Here is a 22,468-nt window from a genome sequence, read left to right as displayed (position 1 = left end):
ACCAGAGCTTCTGTCAAGAGAACATCCCTGCGACGACATCCAGACCGCCTCAATCGCGGATGCGCGTGTTGCGGCAGTAGAACGAACGCTTGGCAGCGCAGGAGAGACCCAGCCGAGCCCCTCGGCGGGTTGCGCGTGCTGGTGGGGCGATGGACCGGCGCCGACAGCTGAACGCGAGGGCGGCCTGCTGACCGGCGAGTCTCCGACTGAATCGCCCTGGGTTTGGTTCCGTCTTCTATTGGAGGATGGATCATGCCCCGTCAGTGCCCGCCGGAGTTCCGGCAGCGCGCGTTGCGGATGCTCGATGAAGCTCTGCCCGGCTATGAGTCGGAGTTCGAGGCGATCCGGCAGGTTGCGTCGAAGCTCGGTGTCTCGACGGAGGCGTTGCGGAAGTGGCGTCGTGCTGCAGAGATCGATTCGGGTTCTCGCCCGGGGATGACCTCGGTCGAGCATGCCGAGCTGAAGCGGCTGAAGAAGGAGAACGCCGAGCTGCGACGCGCGAACGAGATCTTGAAGGCTGCGTCGGCGTTTTTCGCCGCGGAACTCGACCGCCCCACGACGAGATGATCGCGTTCATCGATCAGATGAAGGCGCGTTTCGGGGTCGAGGCCATCTGCCGCGTGCTCAGTGCGACAGACAGTGGGTTCATCACGGCTCGTGGATATCGGGCTGCGAAAACGCGGCCGCTGTCGGCGCGGCGGCTCTCGGACGAGCTCCTCGGGGCCGAGATTGCGCGGCTGCACGAAGCGAACTACGGGGTCTACGGAGTCCGGAAGATGCACCGCGCGATGCTGCGGCAGGGATGGGCGATTGGGCGTGATCGGACCGGTCGACTCATGGGTGGGCTCGGCCTTGCTGGAGCTCGGCAGTCGAAGAAGGTCTTCACCACCCGCCCCGATCCGGCAGGGCAGCGTCCGACTGACTTGGTCGAGCGGCGATTCACTGCAATCGCGCCGCGACAGCTCTGGGTGGCGGACGTCACCTATGTCCGCACGTGGTCCGGGTTCGCCTACGTCGCGTTCATCACCGATGTGTTCTCCCGTCGGATCGTCGGGTTCAATGTCGCCTCGACATTGAAAGCAGACATCCTGCCGCTGCGGGCGTTGGATATGGCCGCGTTCGCCGCCGGCGGTGATCTGACGGGACTGACCCATCACTCGGATCACGGATCGAACTACATGGCGATGGTCTACACCGACCGGATCGTCGAACTCGGAGCGAAACCCTCGACCGGGACCGTTGGCGACTCCTACGACAACGCCCTCGCGGAAGCCGTGAACGGCCGCTACAAGACCGAACTGATCCGCCGGCGAGGACCCTGGCGGACCGTCGAGCAGGTCGAGCTCGCAACCTTGGAATGGGTGTGGTGGTGGAACAACGCCCGCCTCCACGGCGAGCTCGACCACCGCACCCCCGCCGAGGTCGAGGCCCAGCACTACGCTGACCTCGAATCACCCCGCCTGGCACCCGCCAGCCACGGAAACCCCTAGGAACCAAACCCAGGGCGATTCAAGACGAGCGTTCCCGTTGATCTGGCTCACCCGCGTGAGCCCATCGGGGTGGCCTATTGGGTATCCGTGGGCCCGAACGAGTTCACCCTCGGGGACGTGCAAGCGGCCCTGCTGAACTTGCAGGGGGTCCTTCAATACATTCAGGATGGCCACTGGCCCGCAGGCGAGTAGTCCTTGTGCCCAGACAAAGTGCACGTCATCGAAGCCCGGGGCCAGAACTCTTCGGCTCGACCGGCGACGGTCGGCCGAACAGCCTCGACGATGGAGCGCAGCATTGGCCGCCCAGGTCCTCGGACGGAAATGGAAAGTCGGTCGGCGGATGCGCGTGAAACTAGGGCGCGTCCTGGCAGCGACCCGCTGAATCTTGAACGTCACTCAGGCAGAGGGCGGCGAGCCCGATGTCTGCGCCACCCTGACTGTCTGATCCGGCAACTGCGACGCGAGACATAGATCTGGCGGAGGGTCACGTCACAGCCCTCAGAGCGAGGCTGCACGGATTGAGCCGGACCGAAGGCACTCCACAACCCGGCAGCGGGCGAATATGTGCGCCAGTAAGTGCGACTGGAACACCTCATTTGTTCCTGAACTGCCTTGTTCTAAGGCCTCAATGGTCGGGCTGACAGGATTTGAACCTGCGACCCCCTGACCCCCAGTCAGGTGCGCTACCAAGCTGCGCCACAGCCCGTGGCTTCGCGCCGGTGACCCGGCACGATCGCCTAGCCTACCGTGCCGCGGGGGCGACCTCCGCACCGGTGTAGAGCCAGACTCCCCCGATGCGATCGAAGCGGCTGCGCTCCTCGACGAGGCCGGCCGCGCCCGACGCGTCGCGGTACGCCGCGCGGAACTCCACGACGCCCGTCACATCGCCCTCTCCCCCGCGCACCGTGTCGACGATCTGCAGGCGGCGCCACACGGTCCCGTCGTCGACGTCCACGTGCTCGGGACGGGTCATCGGATGCCAGGTGCGCAGCAGGTAGGCGCCGTTGCCGCGGGCGAAGGCGGTGTAGCGGGATCGCATGAGCGCCTCCGCCGTCGGAGCCGCCACGTCGCCGAGGTGGTACGGCTCGCAGCACTCGGCGTAGGTGCGGCCGGAGCCGCAGGCGCATGGCTCGCCGCTCATGCGGTCCGCCGCAGGAGGACGACGGAGTCGGTCAGGGTCGCCGTCTCGCCGCCCGGCCCGGTCGCCGCGCGATCGCGCAGCTCCGCGATCTCGACGGACCACGCCGCCGGGTCGAGGTCGAGATCGGCCAGCTCGGTCTCGGGGGTGATGCCCGAGTCGCCCGCGTGCGGCGACCACGGCGGCATCGCCGCGTGCGCGACCGTGAGGAGGTGACCGCCGACCGCGACGTGCGCGGCCGCTCGGCGGAGGATCCCGATCCGATCGAGTTCGACGGTCGACTGGAGGAAGCAGGCCGACACGAGCGCGAGGCCGTCGGGCGCCTCCCACTCCGCGAGGTCGGCGACGACCCAGTCGATCGCGTCGCCGAGCCCGCGCTCCGCGGCCGCCGCCCGACCGCGGTCGACGGCGGTCGCCGAGATGTCGACCGCGACCACGCGCCAGCCCTGCTCCGCCAGCCACACCGCGTCGCCGCCCTCGCCGCACGCGAGGTCGACCGCGATGCCCGCGGCCGGCGGCGCGACCGCGACGAGCGCCGCGTTCGGACGACCCGACCAGACGGGGCCCGCATCGCGATAGCGGCGCTCCCAGTACTCGGCGACCGTGGTGCCGTCGGCGAGCCCGTCGTGCCGATGCCCGCCGTGCCGATGCTCGTCGCCCGTAGGCTCTGCGGTCACGCCCACTCCGCCCGGTAGACGTGGGTGATGTACGGCAGTTCCACTGCCCCGCGCTCGCCGAGCACGCGCTCCCCCAGCTCGCGCACGCGGCCGAGCAGCTCGGCGCGCTCCTCCTCCGGCAGGGCGATCGTCGCGCTGCGCGACGCCACGAGATCGACGAGCCCGTCGACGGTGAGCGGGTTCTCCCACGCGAACGTCGCCGTGCGGGTCGCGCCGAACGGCGCCCCGATGGTCGGGCCGCCGCCGGCGACGAACTCCTCCGCGTCGCTCGGGTCGATGATCTGTGCGAGCTCCGACGCCCAGCCCGAGCGGGTGTCACGGATGTTCCAGATGAGGCCCAGCGTGCCGCCCGGCCGGAGCACGCGCGCCGCCTCCGCGGCCGCGCGCTCCGGGTCGACCCAGTGCCACGCCTGCCCGAATGTCACGGCGTCGACGGACGCGTCGGGCAGCGGCAGCGCCTCGGCGGTGCCGACCTCGGTGCGCACGTCGGGCAGCTCCTCGCGGAGCTTCACGAGCATCCCGGCGTCCGGATCGACGGCGACGACCCGCCTGCCCGTCGCGGCGATCGCCGCGGAGAGCTTGCCGGTGCCGGCGCCCACGGCGGCGACGTCGACGGATCCGTCCGGAAGCAGCCAGGCGACCGCCTCGGCGGGATACGACGGCCGGGCGCGCGCATACGCGTCGGCGGCGAGGTGGAACGAGGTGCCACGGGAGCTCGACATCGCCCGCCAGCCTACGCGCGGGCTACCCGGCGGACCGGGCCTCCTCGGCCTCCCGATAGGCCGCGACGAGCGCAGGCACGCCCCGGGTCCACGGGGCGCCGTGGCCAGGGATGATCCAGTCCACGTCGAGGTTCTCGATCCGGGCGAGCGACGCCGACGATCCGGCCTGGTCGTCGGTGAACGGCGCCGGCTGCGGCCCCACGACACCGGTGAGCACGTTGCGGGTCGTGAGCTCGTCGCCCACGAACAGGGCGCGCACCGCCGGGACGTGGATCGCGACGCTGCCCGGCGAGTGGCCCGGCATCCCGATGATCTCGGGAGCCCCGGGCAGCGGCAGCACGTCGCCGTCGTGCACCGGCACGACCTCCTTCACCGCCGGCATCCGCAGGCCGCCCTTGCGCATCGCGTACGCGAAGAAGCGCAGCACCGGTCCAAGCCGGCGGCGGTCCTTGGGCGTCGCCGGCGGCTTCTCGCCCATCGCGCGCCCCGCGTCGCCCGCGCCGACGTAGACCGGGATGCCGAGCTCGGCGCGCAGCCGCTCCGCGAAGCCGGTGTGGTCGGTGTCGCCGTGGGTCAGCACGATGCCGCGGATGTCGGAGACCGGCCGCCCCATCGCCGCGAGCTCGCGGCGCAGGTCGGCGTAGTGGCCGGCGAGGCCGGCGTCGACGAGGGTGAGTCCCTCGTCGGTCACGATGAGGTGGACCGCGATGATGTCGTTGCCGATGCGATGCAGGCCGGGGGCGAGTTCCATGAAGGCTACGATAGTTAGCCATCAGCTCTCCGGTCAAGAAGGGGGACCCATGCCCGCACCCGAGAAGACGACGCTCGACGCGATCGTCGCGGTCGGACGCGACCTCGTCGAGCGCGGCGGCGCCGAGCGGCTGACCATGCAGGCGGTCGCCGACCGCGTCGGGGTGCGGCCGCCCTCCCTCTACAAGCGCGTGCGCGACCGGCAGGAGCTGCTCGGCCTCGTCGTCGGCGCGACCGTCGACGACCTGACGTCGCGGCTCGTCGCGACGACCGACGACCCCGATCCGCGCCGCCGCATCGTCGCGCAGGCCGACGCGCTCCGCGCCTTCGCCCACGAGCGACCCGTCGGCTTCTCGCTCGTGTTCGGCGCCCACGGCGCACCCCGGCCGGAGCTCGCCACCGCGACCCGCAGCGTCGCGCCGCTCCTCGACGCGGTCGCCGAGCTCACGGGGCCCGCGCACGCGCTCGACGGCGCCCGCCTCGTCACCGCGTGGGCCAACGGCTTCATCACCATGGAGCTCGGCGACTCGCTCCGCATGGGCGGCGACGTCGACGCCGCCTGGGCGTGGGGGCTCGAGCGGATCGTGGCCGCCCTCGGCTGAGACCTCGGCCGGTCAGCGGCCCTTCCGCACGAACTCGAGGTGGGTGACGCCCGATCCGGTCGTGGTCGAGCGCACGTCGAAGCGCTTCTCGAGCCCCTCCTGGCCGTCCCAGATCCGCTCCCCGCGGCCGAGCACGATCGGCACGAGCACGAGATGCATCGCGTCGACGAGGTCGGCGGTCAGGAACTCGCGGATCGTCGTCGGACCGCCCCCAAGGCGCACGTCGAGATCACCGGCCGCCTCCTCGGCCCGCCGCAGCGCATCCTCCGGCGTCGCGTCGAGGAAGTGGAACGTCGTCGACCCCACCGCGAGCGTCGGCCGCGGCCGATGGGTCAGCACGAAGACCGGGGTGCCGAACGGCGGATCCTCACCCCACCAGCCCCGCCAGTCGGGGTCGTCCTGCCACCCGGGCGGCCCGAACTTGCCGGCGCCCATGATCTCGGCGCCGAACCCCTCGAAGGCGCGGCGGGCGAAGATGTCGTCCTCGGCGGCTCCGGGCGCGAGCGTCTGCTCCTCGCCCGGGCTGCGGCCCGGCCAGGTCGGCGTCGCGAAGAACCACTGCATGAGCCGGGTGCCGGCATGCCCGAACGGCACCTCGAGCGACGGCCCCTCGCCCGTGGCGAAGCCGTCGAGGGAGACCGCGATGTTGTGCGCGCGCAGGCTCATCGGCTCCGCCTCATCGCTTGCGCTTCTCCCGGACCCGCATGTTGACGATGATCGGTGTGCCCTCGAAGCCGTACACCTCGCGCAGGCGGCGCGTGATGAAGCGGCGGTAGCCGGGATCCAGGAACCCGGTCGTGAAGAGCACGAACGTCGGCGGCCGGGTCGACGCCTGCGTGCCGAAGAGGATCCGCGGCTGTCGCCCACCGCGCACCGGGTGCGGGTGCTCGGCGACCAGCTCCGCGAGTAGGGCGTTGAACTTGCCGGTCGGGATCCGGGTGTCCCAGCTCTCGAGCGCGAGCTCCAGCGCGGGCACGAGCTTCTCAAGGTGCCGGCCGGTGCGGGCCGAGATGTTGACCCGAGGGGCCCACGAGACGTGCGCGAGGTCCTGCTCGATCTCGCGCTCCAGGTAGCGGCGGCGGTCGTCGTCGAGCAGGTCCCACTTGTTGTAGGCGAGAACCAGAGCGCGGCCCGACTCGAGCACCAGGTCGATGATCCGCACGTCCTGCTCGCTGATCGGCGCGGTCACGTCGAGCAGCACGACCGCGACCTCCGCCTTCTCGAGCGCCGCGCTCGTGCGCAGGGACGCGTAGAAGTCGGCGCCCTGCTGCAGGTGCACGCGGCGCCGGATGCCGGCGGTGTCGACGAAGCGCCAGGTCCTGCCGCCGATGTCGACGAGCTGGTCGACGGGATCCCGGGTCGTGCCCGCCAGCTCGTTGACGACCACGCGCTCCTCGCCCGCGGCCTTGTTGAGCAGCGAGCTCTTGCCGACGTTCGGCCGGCCGAGCAGGGCGACGCGGCGGGGCCCGCCGACCTCCTCCTTGGCGTAGGCGGAGACCTCGGGCAGCACCGACATCACGTGGTCGAGCAGGTCGGCGACGCCGCGGCCGTGCAGGGCACTGACCGGCATCGGCTCGCCGAGGCCCAGGCTCCACAGGGCGGCGGCCTCGGGATCGCGGATCGCGTCGTCGGCCTTGTTGGCGACGAGGATGACGGGCTTGTTCGACGCGCGGAGGAGCGGCACCACGCGCTCGTCGGTCGCGGTCGCGCCGACGTTCACGTCGACGACGAACAACACGGCGTCGGCGAGATCGATCGCGACCTCCGACTGCGCGGCCACGCTCGCGTCGATGCCCTTCGCATCGGGCTCCCACCCGCCGGTGTCGACGAGCGTGAACCGCCGGCCCATCCACTCGGCCTGGTACGAGACGCGGTCGCGCGTGACGCCGGGCACGTCCTCGACGACCGCCTCGCGGCGCCCGAGGATGCGGTTGACGAGCGCCGACTTGCCGACGTTCGGCCGCCCGACGATCGCGAGGACGGGCAGCGCGGGGAGGTAGTAGATGCCGCCGACGCCCTCCGCGGAGGCGTCGAGGATCTCGATGTCCTCCTCGTCGAGGTCGTAGTCGGCGAGGCCCGCGCGGAGCGAGGCGGCGCGCTGCTCGGCCTCGGCGTCGTCGATCGCGTCGAGGCGCTCACCGAGCTCGGGGTCGGCCTCCCACGCGTCCTCGGGCGCGAGGCCGGGGCCGTCGGGTGCGGTGGCGTCGGTGGGGTCGGGCGTGCCGGGGGCGTCGCTCATGATGCGGTCCTCTCGCGGACGAGGTCGACCACGGCGTCCACCGTCTGGTCGAAGTCGAGGTCGGTGGAGTCGAGGGTCGTGACGCCGGGGGCGGCGGTGAGGAAGTCGACGACCCGGCTGTCGCGGCGGTCGCGCTCCACGAGCTGGCCGGCCGTGCCGGCCTCCGCCGGCGGCAGGTCCTTCCTGCGGCGGGCGATGCGCACCTCCTCGGAGGCGGTGAGCAGGATGCGCACGGGCGCGTCCGGCGCGACGACCGTGGTGATGTCGCGGCCCTCCACCACGATCCCGGGCGCCTCGGTGGCGACGATCAGGCGGCGGAAGGTCTCGTTGAGCGCGAGCCGCACGTCCGGGATCCGCGCGACGTCGCTGACCACGGCGGAGACCCGCGGTTCGCGGATCGCCTCGGTCACGTCCTCCTCGCCGACCCGCACGACGGTGCCGCGCTCCCCCGCCACCGTCTCGTAGTGGAACTGGGCGAGCAGCCGGACGACGGCCACCCCGTCGGCCGGGTCGACGCCCCGCTCCAGGGCGAGCCAGGTCAGCGCGCGGTAGGCGGCCCCGGTGTCGAGGAAGGCGTAGCCGAGCTTCTGGGCCGCGGCGATCGACACGCTCGACTTGCCGCTCCCGGCGGGACCGTCCACGGCGACGACGATGGGGTTCATGCGTTCCTTCCCGGTTCGCTGAGCGACCAGCCGCGCGACTCGAGGGCGGCGGCGAGGCGGTGGGCGGCCTCCGGGAGCACGGCGATCTCGGCGAAGCCGACCTGCGCCCCGGGCGAGTGCTCGAGCCGGAGATCCTCCATGTTGACGCCCTCCTCGCCGATCTCGGTGAGGAGTCGGCCCAGCTCGCCCGGCTCGTCCGGCACCGTGACGAGGAGCGTCGCGAAGCGGCGGTCCTGGCCGTGCTTGCCCGGGATCCGGGCGACGCCCTCGTTGCCCGCGACGAGCGCCTCGGCGACCGTGCGCGGGGCGCCGACCCTCTCGGGGTCGTGGAGCGCGTGGATCACGCGGTCGAGGTCGGCGCGGTACGCGGTGAGGATCTCGGCGACCGCCGCGGCGTTCGCGCCGAGGATCTGCACCCAGAGCTCGGGATTGCTGCCGGCGATGCGGGTCGTGTCGCGGAGCCCCTGCCCGGCCAGCCCGACCTCGGCATCCGGCGCGTCGACGAGCCGGGCCGCGAGCAGCGACGCGACGAGCTGCGGCACGTGCGAGACGAGCGCGACGCCGTGGTCGTGCCGGGCGGCATCCATGCGGAGCGGACGGGCGCCGACGTCGAGCGCCAGGTCCTCGATCGCGTGGAGGTGCGCCTCGGCGACGCCGTCGTGCGGGGCGAGCACCCACGGGCGCCCGAGGAACAGGTCCGCGCGCGCCGAGACCGCGCCGCCGCGCTCCCGGCCGGCCATCGGATGCGAGCCGACGTAGCGCGCGAGGTCGGCGCCCGCGGCCGTCAGCTCCGCGAGGATGCCGGACTTGACGCTCGCGACGTCGGTCACGAGCGCGTCCGGGAAGGCCTCGAGCTCGCGCGCCACGATCTCGGCCACCGCCTCCGGCGGCACGGCGACGACGACGAGCGCCGGTGCGTCGCCGTCCGCGGCGGGGCGCCCGGCGCCGTAGTCGGCGGCGAGCCGCACGGCGGCCCTCGACGCGTCGGCGAGCTGGACCTCGACGCCCTTCTCCTGCAGCGCGAGGCCGATGCTCGCGCCGAGGAGACCGGCGCCGACGATGCGGACCGGTCCGCGCGTGCGAGCAGAGGTCATGGTGAGGACTGGCCGTTCCGGGCCAGCGTGAGCAGCCGGCCGACCTCCACTGTATCGAGGTCGCGGATGCGGCCGACGGCGAGCGATCCGAGGTGCAGCGGGCCGAACTGACGGCGCACGAGCTCCTGCACGGGGTGCCCGACGGCGTCGAGCATCCGGCGGACGATGCGGTTGCGGCCCGAGTGCAGGGTCAGCTCGACGATCGCCCGGCCGCGGGCGGGGTCCCCCACGAGACGGATCCGGTCGGCGCGGATCGGGCCGTCGTCGAGCTCGATCCCCTCGCGGAGCCGCCGCAGCGTCGCCGCGGTCGGGGCGCCGCGCACGGTCGCGATGTAGGTCTTCTCGACGCCGAACGACGGGTGCGCGAGCACGTGGGCCAGCTCGCCGTCGTTGGTGAGCAGCAGCAGCCCGCTGGTGTCGGCATCCAGGCGGCCGACGTTGTAGACCCGCTCCTCGAGGGCGTCGGTCCACTCGCGCAGATCACGACGGCCGTGCTCGTCGCGCATCGTGCTGACGACGCCGGTCGGCTTGTTGAGCATCAGGTAGCGCTTGCCGGGGTCGAGCTGCACCGCCTGCCCGTCGACCTCGACGTGGTCGACGGCCGGGTCGATCCGGCGACCCAGCTCGGTGACCACCTCGCCGTTCACCCGCACGCGCCCGGCGACCATGTACTGCTCGACGACGCGGCGTGATGCCACGCCCGCGGCCGCGAGCACCTTCTGCAGGCGCTCCCCCTCGGCAGCGCCCTCGCGAGGACCCGGGCTCATCGGAGGTCGTCGAACCCGTCGGCGCCGTCCGGCAGCAGCGGCGAGATGGGCGGCAGCTCGTCGAGCGAGTTGATGCCGAGCTGGGTGAGGAGGAGGTCGGTCGTCTCGTAGTGGATGGCGCCGGTCTCCGGGTCGGTGAACGCCTCGGTGATGAGCCCGCGGCCGACGAGCGTGCGGACCACGGAGTCGACGTTGACCGCGCGGATCGAGGCGATCGAGCCGCGGCTGATCGGCTGCTTGTAGGCGATGACGGCGAGCGTCTCGAGCGCCGCCTGGGAGAGCCGGGTCGGGTTCTGGGTGAGCACGAAGTCCGCGACGACCGCGTCGTGCTCGGGGCGCACGTAGAGCCGCCAGCCGCCGCCGACCTCGCGGAGCTCGAAGCCGCGGCGCGGTCCGCCGTGCTCGCCGTCGTAGTCGGCGACGAGCCGCTCGATCGACTGCCGCACCGCGGGCACGGGGGCGCCGACGGCGGTCGCGAGGGCGACGAGCGACAGGGGCTCGTCGGCGATCATGAGGATCGCCTCGAGGGCGCGCTCGATATCGGTCACCGCGGGTCGCGGAGCCGCCTCCGCAGCGGCGTCGCCGCCCCTCGACCCGCTCGTGCTCATGACCTCAGGCATCGTAGTCGGCCCCCAGCGCGGCGAGGTTCTCGTCGCTCCACTGCGCCGCGGTCCACTTGAGGGTCAGGTCGCCGAGCGGCTCCAGCTGCTCGAACGAGATCGCCGCGTGCCGCAGCAGCTCCAGCACCGCGAGGAACCGGGCGACGACGACGCCCTTCTGGTCGATCCCGGCGATCAGCTGCCGGAACGTCACCGGCTCGCCCCGCCGCAGCAGCGTCACGACCTGCGCCGCCTGCTCGCGGATGCTGACGAGCGGCGCGTGCAGGTGGTCGAGCCCGACGGTCGGGATCTCCCGCGGCGCGAACGCGAGCGCGGCGAGCGCCGCGAAGTCGTCGACGGTGAGCGTCCAGACGAGCTCCGGGGTCCGCTCGCGGAAGCGGTCCTCGAGCCGCACGACGCGCGCGTGCCGCGTCGACTCGCGCTCGAGACCCTCCGAGAACCAGGAGGCCGCCTCCTTGAACGCGCGGTACTGCAGCAGCCGCGCGAACAGCAGATCGCGCGCCTCGAGCAGCGCGACGTCGCCCTCGTCGACGAGCTCGCCCTGCGGCAGCAGCCCGGCGACCTTGAGGTCGAGGAGGGTGGCCGCGACGACGAGGAACTCGCTCGCCCGGTCGAGCTCCTCCGCGGAGTCGAGCCCGCGCAGGTAGGAGAGGAACTCGTCGGTGACCGCGCTCAGCGCCACCTCGGTGATGTCCATCTCTCGCTTCGCGATGAGCGAGAGGAGGAGGTCGAAGGGTCCCGTGAAGTTGTCGAGCGCGAGCGAGAAGCCGGGGGCGGTGTCGTCCGCGTCGAGCAGGGCTCCGGAGCTCCGGGGGGCCACGGCGCTACGCGACGGCGCCGCGTGCGACCAGCTCGCGGGCGAGCTGGCGGTAGTTCTGGGCCGCCGGGTGCTCGGGCGCGAAGCTCGTGACGGGTGAGGCGGCGACCGAGGCGTCCGGGAACTTCACGGTGCGCGAGATCACGGTCTCGAGCACGTCGTCGCCGAACGCGTCGACCACGCGCTCCAGCACCTCGCGCGAGTGCAGGGTGCGCGAGTCGTACATCGTCGCGAGGATCCCGTCGAGCTTGATCGCCGGGTTCAGCCGGTCGCGCACCTTCTCGATCGTCTCGACGAGCAGCGCGACGCCGCGGAGCGCGAAGTACTCGCACTCGAGCGGGATGAGCACGCCGTGCGCGGCGGTGAGCGCGTTGACGGTGAGGAGGCCGAGCGACGGCTGGCAGTCGATGAGGATCACGTCGTAGCGGTCCGACACCTGGCGCAGCACGCGCGCCAGGATCTGCTCGCGCGCGACCTCGTTGACGAGGTGGACTTCGGCCGCCGAGAGGTCGATGTTGGCCGGGATGACGTCGAGCCCCGGCGTCTTCGTCTCGACGATCGCCTCGGACACGTCCTTCGCGGAGCCGATCAGCAGGTCGTAGATCGTGGTCCGGTCGTGCGACGGCACGCCCAGACCCGCGCTGAGCGCACCCTGCGGATCGAAGTCGATCGCGAGGACCTTGCGGCCGTACTCGGCGAGGCTCGCCCCGAGGTTGATGGTGGTCGTCGTCTTGCCGACGCCGCCCTTCTGATTGCAGAGGGTGATGATCCGCGCCGGACCGTGGGACTTCAGCACCGGCGGGAGCGGGAACTCCCGCTTGGGGCGTCCCGTGGGGCCGAGCCCCGGGGTCGCGAGGCCCGGCAGCTCGGTGATGTTCTCCTGCTGCACCGACATGGCCCCGAGTCTAAATCGGGCCCTTTATCCGGCCCGGACGGCGCGCGTCAAGTACAGGTTGAAGGTTGGGTGGACCGCCGCCCGGGACGGGCGTCGGCGCTGGGGCCGCGAGGAGGCCAGAAATGGCCTCCTCTTCATGCGGAGCCCGCGCGGGCGCGGGGATGCGCCGTGACGTACACGTCGCGGAGCGCATCGGCGGTGACCCTCGTGTAGATCTGGGTCGTCGCGACGCTCGCGTGCCCGAGCAGCTCCTGGACGACGCGCACGTCGGCGCCGCCCTGCAGCAGGTGGGTCGCGAACGAGTGCCGCATGCTGTGCGGCGACAGCTCCACGCCGAGGTGGGCCCGCTCCCCCGCCGCCCGGATGATCAGCCACGCGTTCTGCCGCGAGAGCCGCGCGCCGCGGACCCCGAGGAAGAGGGCCGGCGTCGCGCGCCCCCGCGCCGACAGCAGCGGCCGGCCGCGCACCAGGTAGGCGTCGAGCGCCGCACGCGCGTAGGAGCCGACCGGCACGATCCGCTGCTTGCCGCCCTTGCCGAACAGGCGCACCACGTCGACGGTGCCGTCCTCGCCGAGCAGGTCGTCGACATTGAGCGCGACGGCCTCCGACACGCGCGCGCCCGTCGCGTAGAGCAGCTCGAGCAGCGCGCGGTCCCGGAGCCGGGCCGGCTCGTCGCCCTCGGTCGCGTCGAGGAGCGCCTGCACCTGCTCGATGGTGAGCGCCTTCGGCAGGCGGGACGGGAGCTTCGGCGCCGCCACCTCGGCGGCCGGATCCGACTCGAGGACGCCCTCCTCGAGCAGGAACCGCGTGAACCCGCGGATCGACGACAGGGCGCGCGCCACCGACGACGCCGCCTGCGGGCGTTCGCCCGAGCGCAGCGACCGGGCGTGCTCCTGGACGAGCTCCGACGTCAGCCCGGCCGGCCCCGTGACGCCCGCGCGCTCGGCCGTCGCGAGGAAGGCGGTCAGATCCCGGCGGTAGGCCGCGACCGTGTGCGTCGAGCGCCCGCGCTCGATGGCGACGTGCCGGAGGTAGCGCTCCAGCTCACGCCGCAGCTCGGCCACGCCGCGCCGCCGCGGAGAGCACCGCGACCATCATGGTGCCGTTGTGGAGCCGCCCCTCGAGCACACCGGCGACGACCTCGTCGAGCGGAGCCCAGCGGAGCACGATCTCGGCCTCCTCGTCGGTGCGGTCGAAGGCGGGCGTGGCACGCAGCCCGCGCGCCTCGTACACGTACAGCACCTCGTCGCTGCCGCCCGGCGAGGTGTGGAAGCTGATCGGCTCGCTCCACTCGTCCGCCTCGAGGTCGGCCTCCTCGGCGAGCTCGCGCTTCGCGGCGACGAGCGGCTCCTCGCCCTCCACGTCGAGGAGACCGGCCGGGATCTCCCACTCGCGGATCCCGATCGGCTGCCGGTACTGGTTGATGAGCAGCACGCGGTCGTCGTCGTCGATCGCGAGGATCGCGACGGCGCCGGTGTGCTGCATGTACTCGCGCACGATCTCGCCGTCGCCGAAGCGCACCCGATCGCGGACGATGTCCCAGACCTTTCCCTCGAAGACCGTCTCGTGCTCGAGCACCGGCGCCGGATCGCGCAGGTCGGCGAGGGGGCCGCTCTCGAGCGCGCGACGGGCGTCGTCGGTCACGCTCACGCCTCCACGGACCCGACGACGGCGATCGCCTCGGTGGCGGGGGCCATCTCGGCGGGGCGCTCGCCCGGCTCCTGCACCTCGAACAGGCGGGTCGCGTTCTGCCGGTCGAGGGCCGCGGCGACCAGCCCCTGGAACAGCGGATGCGCGCGATTCGGGCGGGAGCGGAGCTCCGGGTGCGCCTGCGTGCCGACGTAGTACGGGTGCACCTCGCGCGGCAGCTCGACGTACTCGACGAGCGAGCGGTCGGGCGAGACGCCGGAGAAGACGAGCCCCGCGTCGGCGATGCGGTCGCGGTAGTGGTTGTTGACCTCGTAGCGGTGGCGGTGGCGCTCGGCCACCTCGGTCGAGCCGTACACCTCCGCGACGATCGACCCGTCCTGGAGCTTCGCGGGGTACAGCCCGAGGCGCATGGTGCCGCCCAGGTCGCCGCCCGCGATGATGTCCACCTGCTCCGCCATCGTCGCGATCACCGGGAACTCTGTGTCGGGGTCGAACTCGGAGCTGGACGCCCCCGCGAGCCCGACCACGTCGCGCGAGTACTCGATGACCATGCACTGCAGGCCGAGGCAGAGCCCGAGGGTCGGGATCCCGTTCTCGCGGGCGAACCGCAGCGCGCCGAGCTTGCCCTCGATGCCGCGCACGCCGAACCCGCCCGGCACGCAGATCGCGTCGACCTCGCCGAGCTGCTTCTGCGCCCCCTCGGGCGTCTCGCACGAGTCGGAGGGCACCCAGCGGATGGCGACCTTCGTCTCCTGCGCGAAGCCGCCGGCCTTCAGGGCCTCGGTGACGGAGAGGTAGGCGTCCGGCAGGTCGATGTACTTGCCGACGAGCGCGATCGTGACCTCGTGCTTCGGCTCGTGCACCGCGGTGAGGAGGTCGCGCCAGCCGTCCCACGCGACCTCGCCGGCCTTCTCGTCCAGCCGCAGCTGCTCGATGATGTAGGCGTCGAGGCCCTGGTCGTTGAGCATCGTGGGGATGTCGTAGATCGACGGCACGTCGACCGCGTTGACGACGGCGCGCTCGTCGACGTCGCACATGAGCGCGATCTTGCGCTTGTTGCCCTCGCTGACCGGCCGGTCGGAGCGCAGCACGAGCGCGTCCGGCTGGATGCCGATGGACCGCAGGGCCGCCACGGAGTGCTGCGTCGGCTTGGTCTTCTGCTCCCCCGACGCGCCCATGTAGGGCACGAGCGACACGTGCACGAAGAAGACGTTGTTGCGACCGAGCTCGTGCCGCACCTGGCGCGCCGACTCGATGAACGGCTGCGACTCGATGTCGCCGACCGTGCCGCCGATCTCGGTGATGATGACGTCCGGAACCGGACCGCCGTCGGCCGGCGGCTCCGCCTGGAGGCGCATCCGGCGCTTGATCTCGTCCGTGATGTGCGGGATCACCTGCACGGTGTCGCCGAGGTACTCGCCGCGGCGCTCGCGCTGGATGACGCGGGAGTAGATCTGCCCGGTTGTGACGTTGGCGGCCTGGTCGAGGTCGATGTCGAGGAAGCGCTCGTAGTGGCCGATGTCGAGGTCGGTCTCGGCGCCGTCGTCGGTGACGAACACCTCGCCGTGCTGGAACGGGTTCATCGTCCCCGGGTCGACGTTGAGGTACGGGTCGAGCTTCTGCATGACCACGTGCAGACCGCGGGCGGTGAGGAGGTTGCCGAGACTCGCGGCGGTGAGCCCCTTGCCGAGCGACGAGACGACACCTCCGGTGACGAAGATGTGCTTGGTAAGGACCGGACCCGTATTGACCACCACGGGGTTTCAGCCTATCTCGATGATCGGGGTCCGCACCGGGACACGCGCGTGCGCGTCGCGCGCGGGAGTCGGCCGCTTACTCCCAGCGCCCGTGCGCCTGCTCCAGCAGCTCGCGGGCGTGCGCGAGGGCGTGCGCCGAGTCGGGCGATCCGGAGAGCAGCCGCGCCATCTCGAGCGCGCGGTCGTCGGCGTGCACGAGCCGGATGCTCGACGCCGTCACGGCGCCGTCGCTGCCCTTCTCGACGACGAGGTGGTTGTTCGAGAACGCGGCCACCTGGGCCAGGTGGGTGACCACGATGACCTGCGAGGTCTCGGCCAGCTTCGCCAGTCGCCGCCCGATCTCGGTCGCCGAGGCGCCGCCGACGCCGGCGTCGACCTCGTCGAAGACGAACGTCGGCACGGGGTCGCTGCTCGCGAGCACGACCTCGATCGCGAGCATGACCCGGGAGAGCTCGCCGCCGGAGGCGCCGCGCGCGACCGGTCGCGGTTCGGCGCCCGTGTGCGGCTGCAGCAGGATCGCGACCTGGTCGCGGCCGGTGAGGGTCAGCTCCCGCTCCTCCACCTCGATGACGAGGCGGGCGTCGGGCATGGCGAGCGAGCCGAGCTCGGTGGTGACGGCGGCGCCCAGGCGCTCGGCCGCGTCTCGCCGGATCGACGTGAGCCGCTGCGCGAGCTCGTCGACCCGGGCGGCGTCCGCCTCGACCTCGACCTCGAGCTCGGCGATGCGGTCCGCGTCGCCGTCGAGCTCGAGCAGTCGGCTGCTGCCGGTCGCGAGATAGGCGATGACGTCATCGAGGGTCGGCCCGTAGCGGCGCACGAGGGAGGCCAGCGCCGCCCGCCGCTCCTGGATCGCCTCGAGCTCGCGGCCGCCGTCGGCGTCGAGTCCGCCGAGGTAGTGCGACAGCTGCGCCGACGCCTCGCTCAGGGCGATCGACGCCGACGCGAGCGCTTCGACGACCGGCGCGAGCGCGGTGTCGTGCCCCGCGACGCGATCGATGGCGTGCCGCGCGCCCTCCACCATGCCGAGCGCATCGGGAGCGCCCTCGAGCTGCTGGGACGAGATCCGCTCCTGCGCCTCCGTCGCCGCGAGTCGGAGGTCCTCGAGGTTGGTCAGGCGCTCGGCCCGTTCGGCGAGCTCGTCGTCCTCGCCGGGCTGGGGCGCTGCCTGCTCGATCTCCTCCATCGCGACGCGCAGCTCCTCCGCCTCGCGCGCACGGCGGTCGCGCTCCGCGACGAGCACGTCGAGCTCGGACTGCGCCGTCTGCCAGCGCTGGAACACGTCGCGGTAGTCGCCGAGCACCGTCGCGAGCTCCGCACCCGCGAACCGGTCGAGCGCCTCGCGCTGAGCGGTCGCGGACTTCAGCCGCAGCTGCTCGGACTGGCCGTGGACGACGACGAGGTGCTCCCCCAGTTCGCCGAGCACCCCGACGGGAGCGGAGCGGCCGCCGACCGTCGCACGACTGCGCCCCTCGGACGACACCTCGCGGGTGAGGATGAGCTCGGCGCGCCCAGCGCCGCCGTCGTCGACGTCGCCGCCCGCGTCGCGCACGCGCTCGGCGACCGGGCCGTGCGCGTCGACCACCCAGTGCCCCTCGACCACGGCGCGGTCACTGCCGGTGCGGACGATCCCGGAGTCCGACCGCTCGCCGAGCAGGAGGCCGAGGGCGGTCACGACCATCGTCTTGCCGGCACCGGTCTCCCCGGTCAGCGCCGTGAAGCCCGGCCCGAGCGGCAGGCGGGCGCCGCCGATGACGCCGAGATCGCGAATGACGATCTCCTCGATCACCGCGGCGCCTCCGTGCCAGGACCCGGCTGCGGCATGAGCGGGATCGCGCCGGTCGCGAGCGTCTCGCCGCCGGGACCGCGCCAGCCGGTCACCGGCAGCGCGAACTTGTTGACGAGCCGGTCGGTGAACGGCCCATGCGCCAGCCGCGCGAGGCGGACGGGCACCGGCGACCGGCGGACCACGACCCGCGCCGCGGACGGCAGCTCGAAGGTGCGGCGGCCGTCGGCCCAGAGGACCCCCGAGGCCGAGGACCGCGGCAGCAGCTCGACCGCGAGCGACGACTCCGGCCCCACGACGAGCGGGCGCGCGAACAGCGCATGCGCCGAGAGCGGCACCATGAGCAGGGCGTCGACGCTCGGCCACACGATGGGGCCGCCGCCGGAGAACGAATACGCCGTCGACCCGGTCGGGGTCGACATCACGACCCCGTCGCAGCCGAAGCTCGACAGGGGTCGGCCGTCGACCTCGACGACGACCTCGAGCGAGCGCTCACGGTTCGCCTTCTCGACCGAGGCCTCGTTGAGCGCCCACGTCTCGTAGACCACCTCGCCGCGGAGCTTCACGCGGACCGAGAGCGTCATCCGCTCCTCGACCTCGTAGTCGCGGGCCAGCGCGCGCTCGACGGTCTGCTCCAGCTCGCCGCGCTCGGCCTCCGCGAGGAAGCCGACGTGTCCGAGGTTGACGCCGAGAAGCGGTGCCGAGGCGCCGCGCGCGAGCTCGGCCGCCCGCAGGATCGTGCCGTCGCCGCCGAGGACGATCACCAGCTCCAGGTCCGCCGTCGGCACGTCGTCGCCGAGCACCGCGAGCGGAGCCAGGTCGGGTGCCGCGCGGAGCAGATCGTCGTACTCGTCGGCCGAGACCACCGGCACGAGACCCGCCGCGATGAGCTGGCGGCAGACGGCCAGGCCCGCCTGCAGCGAGTCGTCGCGACCGGTGTGGGCGACCACCAGCAGGTGACGCGCATCGGTCATCCGGGGTCTCCTCCTGGGTTCGGCGGCGTCAGGCGAGGGCCGATACCGTGCTCCTCCATTCTGACGGATCGGCTCCCACCGCCGCGCTGAATCGGACCAGGTACTCGTGATTACCGGCGCCGCCCAGGATTGGGGAGGGGACGAGGCCCGCCGTGCGGAGGCCGAGATCGTGCGCCGCCCACAGCACCGCGGTCACCGCATCCCGTCGCAGGGCGCGATCCCGCACGATCCCCTCCCGCACGCCGCCGCGGCCGACCTCGAACTGCGGCTTGATGAGCAGCACGAAGTCCGCGTCCGCCGATGCCGAGGCGACGAGCGCCGGCAGCACCGTCGCGAGCGGGATGAACGAGAGGTCGGCGACGACCAGGTCGGCCGGCTCCGGCTCATCGCTCCAGTCCGCGACCGCCGCCGCGGTCAGCGTCCGGGCGTTCTCGCCCTCGACGACCACGACCCGCGGGTCGGAGCGCACCGGCTCGGCCAGCTGACCGTGGCCGACGTCGAGCGCGAGCACCCGTCGCGCCCCGCGCTCCAGCAGCACCTGCGTGAACCCGCCCGTGCTCGCGCCGATGTCGAGCGCGAAGCGGCCGGCCGGATCGACGTCGAACGCGTCGAGCGCGGCGATCAGCTTGTGCGCGGCGCGGCCCACGTAGCCGTCGTCGCCCGTCAGCGCGAGATCCGCGTCGGGCGCAACCCGCGACGACGGCTTGACGACCTGCACGCCGTCGACCGTGACACGCCCCTCGGCGATCGCCTGCGACGCCTGCGTCCGTGACCGGGCGATCCCTCGGCGGACCAGCTCCGCGTCGAGGCGCGACCCCTCCGCCGGCACGTCAGCCGCGCGGGGCGTCGCCGGACTCGAGCCGGGCGCGGAGCTCGTCGTGCAGGTGCGCGAGCGCCTCGGCGCGGGTCTCGAGCGGCTGGTCCTCGATCACCTGCAGCCGGGGCAGCAGGCCGTCGCGCGCTCCGTCGACGGAGTCGGAGGTCGGGAAGTCGCTCACGACGAGGAATATAGCTCGGGCGCGACGTCGAGCGCGTAGATCGGCGTGCCGGTCCGCCAGATCGCGGCGGACGCGGCGCGCAGGATCTCGATCGGCTTCCCCGAGCGCTCCAGCCGGACCGCGCCGTCCGTCACCGTCACGACCGCGCGCCCGGAGATGACGCGCGTGACGCCGCGACGCTCCTCCGACACCGGCTCGGGGTAGGGCGCGAACAGGTCGCGGAGGTCGGCGAGCAGGAAGCGCGGACGCGAATCGGCGTCGGCGGCGAGCACCTGCTTCGCGCCGTCGATCCCGGTGAGCACGAGCGCCGACGCCTGTCCGGCTCGGTTGGCGCCGACGATGTCGGTGTCGAGCCGATCGCCGACGAACAGCGGACGGGAACCGCCGAACCGCGCGACCGCCGCGTCGAAGATCGCGCGCTCGGGCTTGCCGGCGACCACGGGAAGTCGGCCCACGGCGGTGTGCACCGCCGACACGAGCGTGCCGTTGCCCGGGGCGATGCCGCGGGCCTGCGGGATCGTCCAGTCGGTGTTGGTGGCGATCCACGGGAGCTCCGGATGCGGCCGCAACGCGAAGCTCGCCTCCGCGAGCTCGGTCCACCCGACCGACGGATGGAACCCCTGGATCACGGCGGCCGGCGCGTCCTCGGCGGACCGCGTGACCGTGAAGCCCGCTTTCTCGACCTCGCTCGTGAGCCCCTCGCCGCCGACGACCAGCACGGTCGCGCCGGCGGGAACCCGCTCCGCGAGGAGCACGACCGCCGCCTGCGGCGACGTGACGATGTCGTCGGGGCGGACGCGCAGACCGAACCCGTTCAGCTGCTCGGCGACCGCGGCATCGGTCCGCGACGCGTTGTTGGTGAGGTACGCGACCCGGACCGATTCCTGGGCGTGGTTGATGCTGTCGACGGCGTGCGGGATCGGATCCGCACCGGCGTAGACCACGCCGTCCAGGTCGAAGAGCAGCAGGTCGACGCCGTCGAGCGGCGTCGCGGCCTCAGCCCTCCGCGCCCGGAGCGCCATCGGCGTCCTCGCTCGGAGTCCCGGTCTCGTCCGGCTCCTCCTCGATCACCTCGACCACGTCGTCGTCCTCGGGATTCGCGGCGCGCTCGAGCGCGGCCGTCGCGCGGTCGGACCGTTCCCACCATTCCTCGGCCTCGGCCTCGCGACCGAGGTCCGAGAGCACGGTCGCGTACGCGTCGAAGAGTGCGGGGCTCCATGCGTATGCGCGCTCGGGATCGAGCTGCGGGATGTGCAGTTCTTCGAGAGCGGCCTGCGGCTGCCCGAGGTCGAGGCGGGCCCCGGACATCGCGATCGCGAGCGCGACCTGCACCGCCGGCTCCAGGGAGTCGCGCGGCACGCTGCGCCCCAGCTCCAGCGCCTTGTCAGGGCGGCCGACTCCGCGCTCGCTGTCGACCATGAGCGGGAGCTCGTCGTCACGCCCGGAGATCCGGCGGTAGGTGCGCAGCTCCCGCAGCGCGAGAGCGAAGTCCTCGGTCGCATAGGCCGTGATCCCGACGGTCTCGCGGACCACGGCGATCCGGCCGCCGCGCCGCGCGGCCGCCAGCGCGTGGAGGTGCGCGGTCGCGGGGTCGGAGTCGATCAGCCGACCTGCCATGACGAGGTGGCGCGCCACGAAGTCGGCGTTCTCCTTGGTGAGCGACTTCAGTTCGGCGCGCGCCGCGCGGTCGAGCTGCGCCGGGACGACGTCCTCCGGGATCGCCGGGTCGTCGTGCCGCGGACGGTCGGAACCGGTATCGCGATCGTCGCGCGGCCGGTCCGAGCGCGGCCGATCATCGGCGCGCCGAGCGAACGGCCTGTCACCGGACGGTCGACCGCCCGCGCCTCCGCGCCCCGCGCGGTCCCCGCCGCGGAAGGGCCGGTCGCCCTCACGGGGACTGCGTCCGCCGCCGGTGGAACCACGTCCGCCGACGCCGGCGGTGCCGCCGGACCTGTCCCCCCCGGAGCCGGCGCCGTCACCGGACCGCGCACCGCCGCTCGATCGAGGGCCCCCGCCGGATCGACCGCCACCGGACCCGGAACGCGATGGACCACCGCGGCCACCGCTTCCACGATCCGATCTACCCGATCCGTCGCCGCGTCGCGGCCGCTCGTCTGCCATCGCACTGCCTTTCGAATGGTTAAACAGAAAAGGCCACCCAGCGATGGGTGGCCTCCTCTGAAAGAAGTCCGGCGGTGTCCTACTCTCCCACAGGGTCACCCCTGCAGTACCATCGGCGCAGAAGGTCTTAGCTTCCGGGTTCGGAATGTAACCGGGCGTTTCCCCTTCGCTATGGCCGCCGAAACACTATTGATATGTGTTGGTCCTCCTCGCCCTCTCGGGCGACGAGTCTTCTGGCTTCTCTCGAAGCGCAGTTCCCGACCGTATATCGGGAACCACAAAGTGGACGCGAGCACCAGGATAACTGGTGTTATCAAGTTGTCGGCTTATTAGTACCGGTCAGCTGCGTGGGTCGTTAGTCCCCACTTCCACATCCGGCCTATCAACCCAGTCGTCTGGCTGGGAGCCTCTCCCCCGAAGGGATGGAAATCTCATCTTGAAGCCGGCTTCCCGCTTAGATGCTTTCAGCGGTTATCCGTTCCGAACGTAGCTAATCAGCGGTGCTCCTGGCGGAACAACTGACACACCAGAGGTTCGTCCGTCCCGGTCCTCTCGTACTAAGGACAGATCTTCTCAAATTTCCTACGCGCGCAGCGGATAGGGACCGAACTGTCTCACGACGTTCTAAACCCAGCTCGCGTACCGCTTTAATGGGCGAACAGCCCAACCCTTGGGACCTACTCCAGCCCCAGGATGCGACGAGCCGACATCG

The 22,468-nt window shown here is 72.3% G+C and carries 23 protein-coding genes, 1 tRNA gene and 2 rRNA genes; 2 read left to right on the top strand and 24 right to left on the bottom strand.

Going from position 1 to position 22,468, the window contains the following annotated elements:
- Positions 1-252: 252 nt before the first annotated feature.
- Positions 253-1,490 (top strand): IS3 family transposase gene (locus tag ACTHM3_RS10245; protein ID WP_440405995.1). Its coding sequence is split into 2 segments (ribosomal slippage): positions 253-538 and positions 538-1,490, totalling 1,239 coding nucleotides; the frame shifts between segments, so codons are not numbered across the junction.
- Positions 1,491-2,119: 629 nt separating this feature from the next.
- Here the strand turns inward: ACTHM3_RS10245 and ACTHM3_RS10240 are convergent.
- The 5 genes from ACTHM3_RS10240 to ACTHM3_RS10220 all read right to left on the bottom strand — a co-directional run bounded on the left by ACTHM3_RS10240 (position 2,120) and on the right by ACTHM3_RS10220 (position 4,778).
- A tRNA-Pro gene (locus ACTHM3_RS10240) sits at positions 2,120-2,196 on the bottom strand.
- 36 nt (positions 2,197-2,232) lie between these two features.
- Positions 2,233-2,631 carry a YchJ family protein gene (locus ACTHM3_RS10235; RefSeq protein ID WP_440405994.1) on the bottom strand — a complete coding sequence of 133 codons (399 nt, stop codon included), beginning with the start codon at positions 2,629-2,631 and terminating at the stop codon, positions 2,233-2,235.
- Positions 2,628-3,305 (bottom strand): class I SAM-dependent methyltransferase, encoded by a 678-nt coding sequence (locus ACTHM3_RS10230; protein WP_440405993.1) that lies wholly within the window; start codon positions 3,303-3,305, stop codon positions 2,628-2,630. The genes ACTHM3_RS10235 and ACTHM3_RS10230 overlap by 4 nt, the downstream gene beginning before the upstream one ends.
- Positions 3,302-4,027 (bottom strand): class I SAM-dependent methyltransferase, encoded by a 726-nt coding sequence (locus tag ACTHM3_RS10225; protein WP_440405992.1) that lies wholly within the window; start codon positions 4,025-4,027, stop codon positions 3,302-3,304. Before ACTHM3_RS10225 ends, ACTHM3_RS10230 begins: the two co-directional genes overlap by 4 nt.
- Positions 4,028-4,049: 22 nt before the next feature.
- Positions 4,050-4,778: an MBL fold metallo-hydrolase gene (locus tag ACTHM3_RS10220; protein ID WP_440405991.1), complete on the bottom strand. Its 729-nt coding sequence runs from the start codon at positions 4,776-4,778 to the stop codon at positions 4,050-4,052.
- 49 nt (positions 4,779-4,827) lie between these two features.
- Here ACTHM3_RS10220 and ACTHM3_RS10215 point away from each other — a divergent pair, with 49 nt between their 5' ends.
- Entirely contained in the window at positions 4,828-5,379 is a 552-nt protein-coding gene (locus tag ACTHM3_RS10215; protein ID WP_440405990.1) for a TetR/AcrR family transcriptional regulator, read from the top strand.
- Between the two features lie 12 nt (positions 5,380-5,391).
- On the opposite strand, the gene ACTHM3_RS10210 is transcribed toward ACTHM3_RS10215, so the two are convergent.
- The 19 genes from ACTHM3_RS10210 to ACTHM3_RS10120 form a co-directional block, all read right to left on the bottom strand.
- Entirely contained in the window at positions 5,392-6,045 is a 654-nt protein-coding gene (locus ACTHM3_RS10210) for a dihydrofolate reductase family protein (RefSeq protein WP_440405989.1), read from the bottom strand.
- Between the two features lie 10 nt (positions 6,046-6,055).
- Positions 6,056-7,618, bottom strand: coding sequence for a ribosome biogenesis GTPase Der (der, locus tag ACTHM3_RS10205; protein ID WP_440405988.1), 1,563 nt, complete (start codon positions 7,616-7,618; stop codon positions 6,056-6,058).
- Positions 7,615-8,280, bottom strand: a complete 666-nt coding sequence (cmk, locus tag ACTHM3_RS10200) for a (d)CMP kinase (protein WP_440405987.1) — start codon at positions 8,278-8,280, stop codon at positions 7,615-7,617. Before cmk ends, der begins: the two co-directional genes overlap by 4 nt.
- On the bottom strand, positions 8,277-9,374 hold the full coding sequence (locus tag ACTHM3_RS10195) for a prephenate dehydrogenase (RefSeq protein WP_440405986.1): 1,098 nt from the start codon (positions 9,372-9,374) through the stop codon (positions 8,277-8,279). Before ACTHM3_RS10195 ends, cmk begins: the two co-directional genes overlap by 4 nt.
- Positions 9,371-10,141, bottom strand: a complete 771-nt coding sequence (locus ACTHM3_RS10190) for a pseudouridine synthase (RefSeq protein ID WP_440405985.1) — start codon at positions 10,139-10,141, stop codon at positions 9,371-9,373. The genes ACTHM3_RS10195 and ACTHM3_RS10190 overlap by 4 nt, the downstream gene beginning before the upstream one ends.
- Positions 10,138-10,749 (bottom strand): SMC-Scp complex subunit ScpB, encoded by a 612-nt coding sequence (gene scpB / locus ACTHM3_RS10185; protein ID WP_440405984.1) that lies wholly within the window; start codon positions 10,747-10,749, stop codon positions 10,138-10,140. The genes ACTHM3_RS10190 and scpB overlap by 4 nt, the downstream gene beginning before the upstream one ends.
- A gap of 4 nt (positions 10,750-10,753) precedes the next feature.
- Entirely contained in the window at positions 10,754-11,581 is an 828-nt protein-coding gene (locus tag ACTHM3_RS10180) for a segregation and condensation protein A (protein WP_440405983.1), read from the bottom strand.
- A 4-nt stretch (positions 11,582-11,585) separates the two neighbouring features.
- Positions 11,586-12,473 (bottom strand): ParA family protein, encoded by an 888-nt coding sequence (locus tag ACTHM3_RS10175; protein ID WP_440405982.1) that lies wholly within the window; start codon positions 12,471-12,473, stop codon positions 11,586-11,588.
- Positions 12,474-12,607: 134 nt separating this feature from the next.
- Positions 12,608-13,537 carry a site-specific tyrosine recombinase XerD gene (xerD, locus tag ACTHM3_RS10170; protein ID WP_440405981.1) on the bottom strand — a complete coding sequence of 310 codons (930 nt, stop codon included), beginning with the start codon at positions 13,535-13,537 and terminating at the stop codon, positions 12,608-12,610.
- The gene (locus ACTHM3_RS10165; RefSeq protein WP_440405980.1) at positions 13,518-14,117 is read right to left on the bottom strand and encodes an NUDIX domain-containing protein; all 600 of its coding nucleotides are present in this window, start codon (positions 14,115-14,117) and stop codon (positions 13,518-13,520) included. The genes xerD and ACTHM3_RS10165 overlap by 20 nt, the downstream gene beginning before the upstream one ends.
- A 2-nt stretch (positions 14,118-14,119) precedes the next feature.
- Complete coding sequence (locus ACTHM3_RS10160) at positions 14,120-15,880, bottom strand: CTP synthase (protein WP_440405979.1); 1,761 nt, start codon at positions 15,878-15,880, stop codon at positions 14,120-14,122.
- Positions 15,881-15,956: 76 nt separating this feature from the next.
- Positions 15,957-17,666 carry a DNA repair protein RecN gene (recN, locus tag ACTHM3_RS10155; protein ID WP_440405978.1) on the bottom strand — a complete coding sequence of 570 codons (1,710 nt, stop codon included), beginning with the start codon at positions 17,664-17,666 and terminating at the stop codon, positions 15,957-15,959.
- On the bottom strand, positions 17,663-18,637 hold the full coding sequence (locus ACTHM3_RS10150) for an NAD kinase (protein WP_440405977.1): 975 nt from the start codon (positions 18,635-18,637) through the stop codon (positions 17,663-17,665). Before ACTHM3_RS10150 ends, recN begins: the two co-directional genes overlap by 4 nt.
- A gap of 28 nt (positions 18,638-18,665) precedes the next feature.
- The gene (locus tag ACTHM3_RS10145) at positions 18,666-19,466 is read right to left on the bottom strand and encodes a TlyA family RNA methyltransferase (RefSeq protein WP_440405976.1); all 801 of its coding nucleotides are present in this window, start codon (positions 19,464-19,466) and stop codon (positions 18,666-18,668) included.
- A 1-nt stretch (position 19,467) separates the two neighbouring features.
- Complete coding sequence (locus tag ACTHM3_RS10140) at positions 19,468-19,635, bottom strand: hypothetical protein (protein ID WP_440405975.1); 168 nt, start codon at positions 19,633-19,635, stop codon at positions 19,468-19,470.
- Complete coding sequence (locus tag ACTHM3_RS10135) at positions 19,632-20,657, bottom strand: HAD-IIA family hydrolase (protein ID WP_440405974.1); 1,026 nt, start codon at positions 20,655-20,657, stop codon at positions 19,632-19,634. Before ACTHM3_RS10135 ends, ACTHM3_RS10140 begins: the two co-directional genes overlap by 4 nt.
- Entirely contained in the window at positions 20,632-21,270 is a 639-nt protein-coding gene (locus ACTHM3_RS10130) for a hypothetical protein (protein ID WP_440405973.1), read from the bottom strand. The genes ACTHM3_RS10135 and ACTHM3_RS10130 overlap by 26 nt, the downstream gene beginning before the upstream one ends.
- Before the next feature lie 552 nt (positions 21,271-21,822).
- Positions 21,823-21,939: ribosomal RNA gene (rrf, locus tag ACTHM3_RS10125) — 5S ribosomal RNA — on the bottom strand.
- Between the two features lie 126 nt (positions 21,940-22,065).
- A 23S ribosomal RNA gene (locus tag ACTHM3_RS10120) occupies positions 22,066-22,468 on the bottom strand; the annotation flags it as partial.

This window comes from Pseudolysinimonas sp. (assembly GCF_051954455.1).
Classification (GTDB): domain Bacteria; phylum Actinomycetota; class Actinomycetes; order Actinomycetales; family Microbacteriaceae; genus Pseudolysinimonas.
The sequence above is the reverse complement of the archived record's forward strand: the minus strand, read 5'-3'. Positions and strand labels throughout refer to the sequence as shown.

Excerpts from the sequence above, each read along its gene's own strand:
- ACTHM3_RS10235 (WP_440405994.1), bottom strand. The coding sequence starts at position 2,631 with ATGAGCGGCGAGCCATGCGCCTGCGGCTCCGGCCGCACCTACGCCGAG.
- ACTHM3_RS10225 (WP_440405992.1), bottom strand. The coding sequence starts at position 4,027 with ATGTCGAGCTCCCGTGGCACCTCGTTCCACCTCGCCGCCGACGCGTAT.
- ACTHM3_RS10220 (WP_440405991.1), bottom strand. The coding sequence starts at position 4,778 with ATGGAACTCGCCCCCGGCCTGCATCGCATCGGCAACGACATCATCGCG.
- ACTHM3_RS10215 (WP_440405990.1), top strand. The coding sequence starts at position 4,828 with ATGCCCGCACCCGAGAAGACGACGCTCGACGCGATCGTCGCGGTCGGA.
- ACTHM3_RS10210 (WP_440405989.1), bottom strand. The coding sequence starts at position 6,045 with ATGAGCCTGCGCGCGCACAACATCGCGGTCTCCCTCGACGGCTTCGCC.
- der (WP_440405988.1), bottom strand. The coding sequence starts at position 7,618 with ATGAGCGACGCCCCCGGCACGCCCGACCCCACCGACGCCACCGCACCC.
- cmk (WP_440405987.1), bottom strand. The coding sequence starts at position 8,280 with ATGAACCCCATCGTCGTCGCCGTGGACGGTCCCGCCGGGAGCGGCAAG.
- ACTHM3_RS10195 (WP_440405986.1), bottom strand. The coding sequence starts at position 9,374 with ATGACCTCTGCTCGCACGCGCGGACCGGTCCGCATCGTCGGCGCCGGT.
- ACTHM3_RS10190 (WP_440405985.1), bottom strand. The coding sequence starts at position 10,141 with ATGAGCCCGGGTCCTCGCGAGGGCGCTGCCGAGGGGGAGCGCCTGCAG.
- scpB (WP_440405984.1), bottom strand. The coding sequence starts at position 10,749 with ATGAGCACGAGCGGGTCGAGGGGCGGCGACGCCGCTGCGGAGGCGGCT.
- ACTHM3_RS10175 (WP_440405982.1), bottom strand. The coding sequence starts at position 12,473 with ATGTCGGTGCAGCAGGAGAACATCACCGAGCTGCCGGGCCTCGCGACC.
- ACTHM3_RS10150 (WP_440405977.1), bottom strand. The coding sequence starts at position 18,637 with ATGACCGATGCGCGTCACCTGCTGGTGGTCGCCCACACCGGTCGCGAC.
- ACTHM3_RS10135 (WP_440405974.1), bottom strand. The coding sequence starts at position 20,657 with ATGGCGCTCCGGGCGCGGAGGGCTGAGGCCGCGACGCCGCTCGACGGC.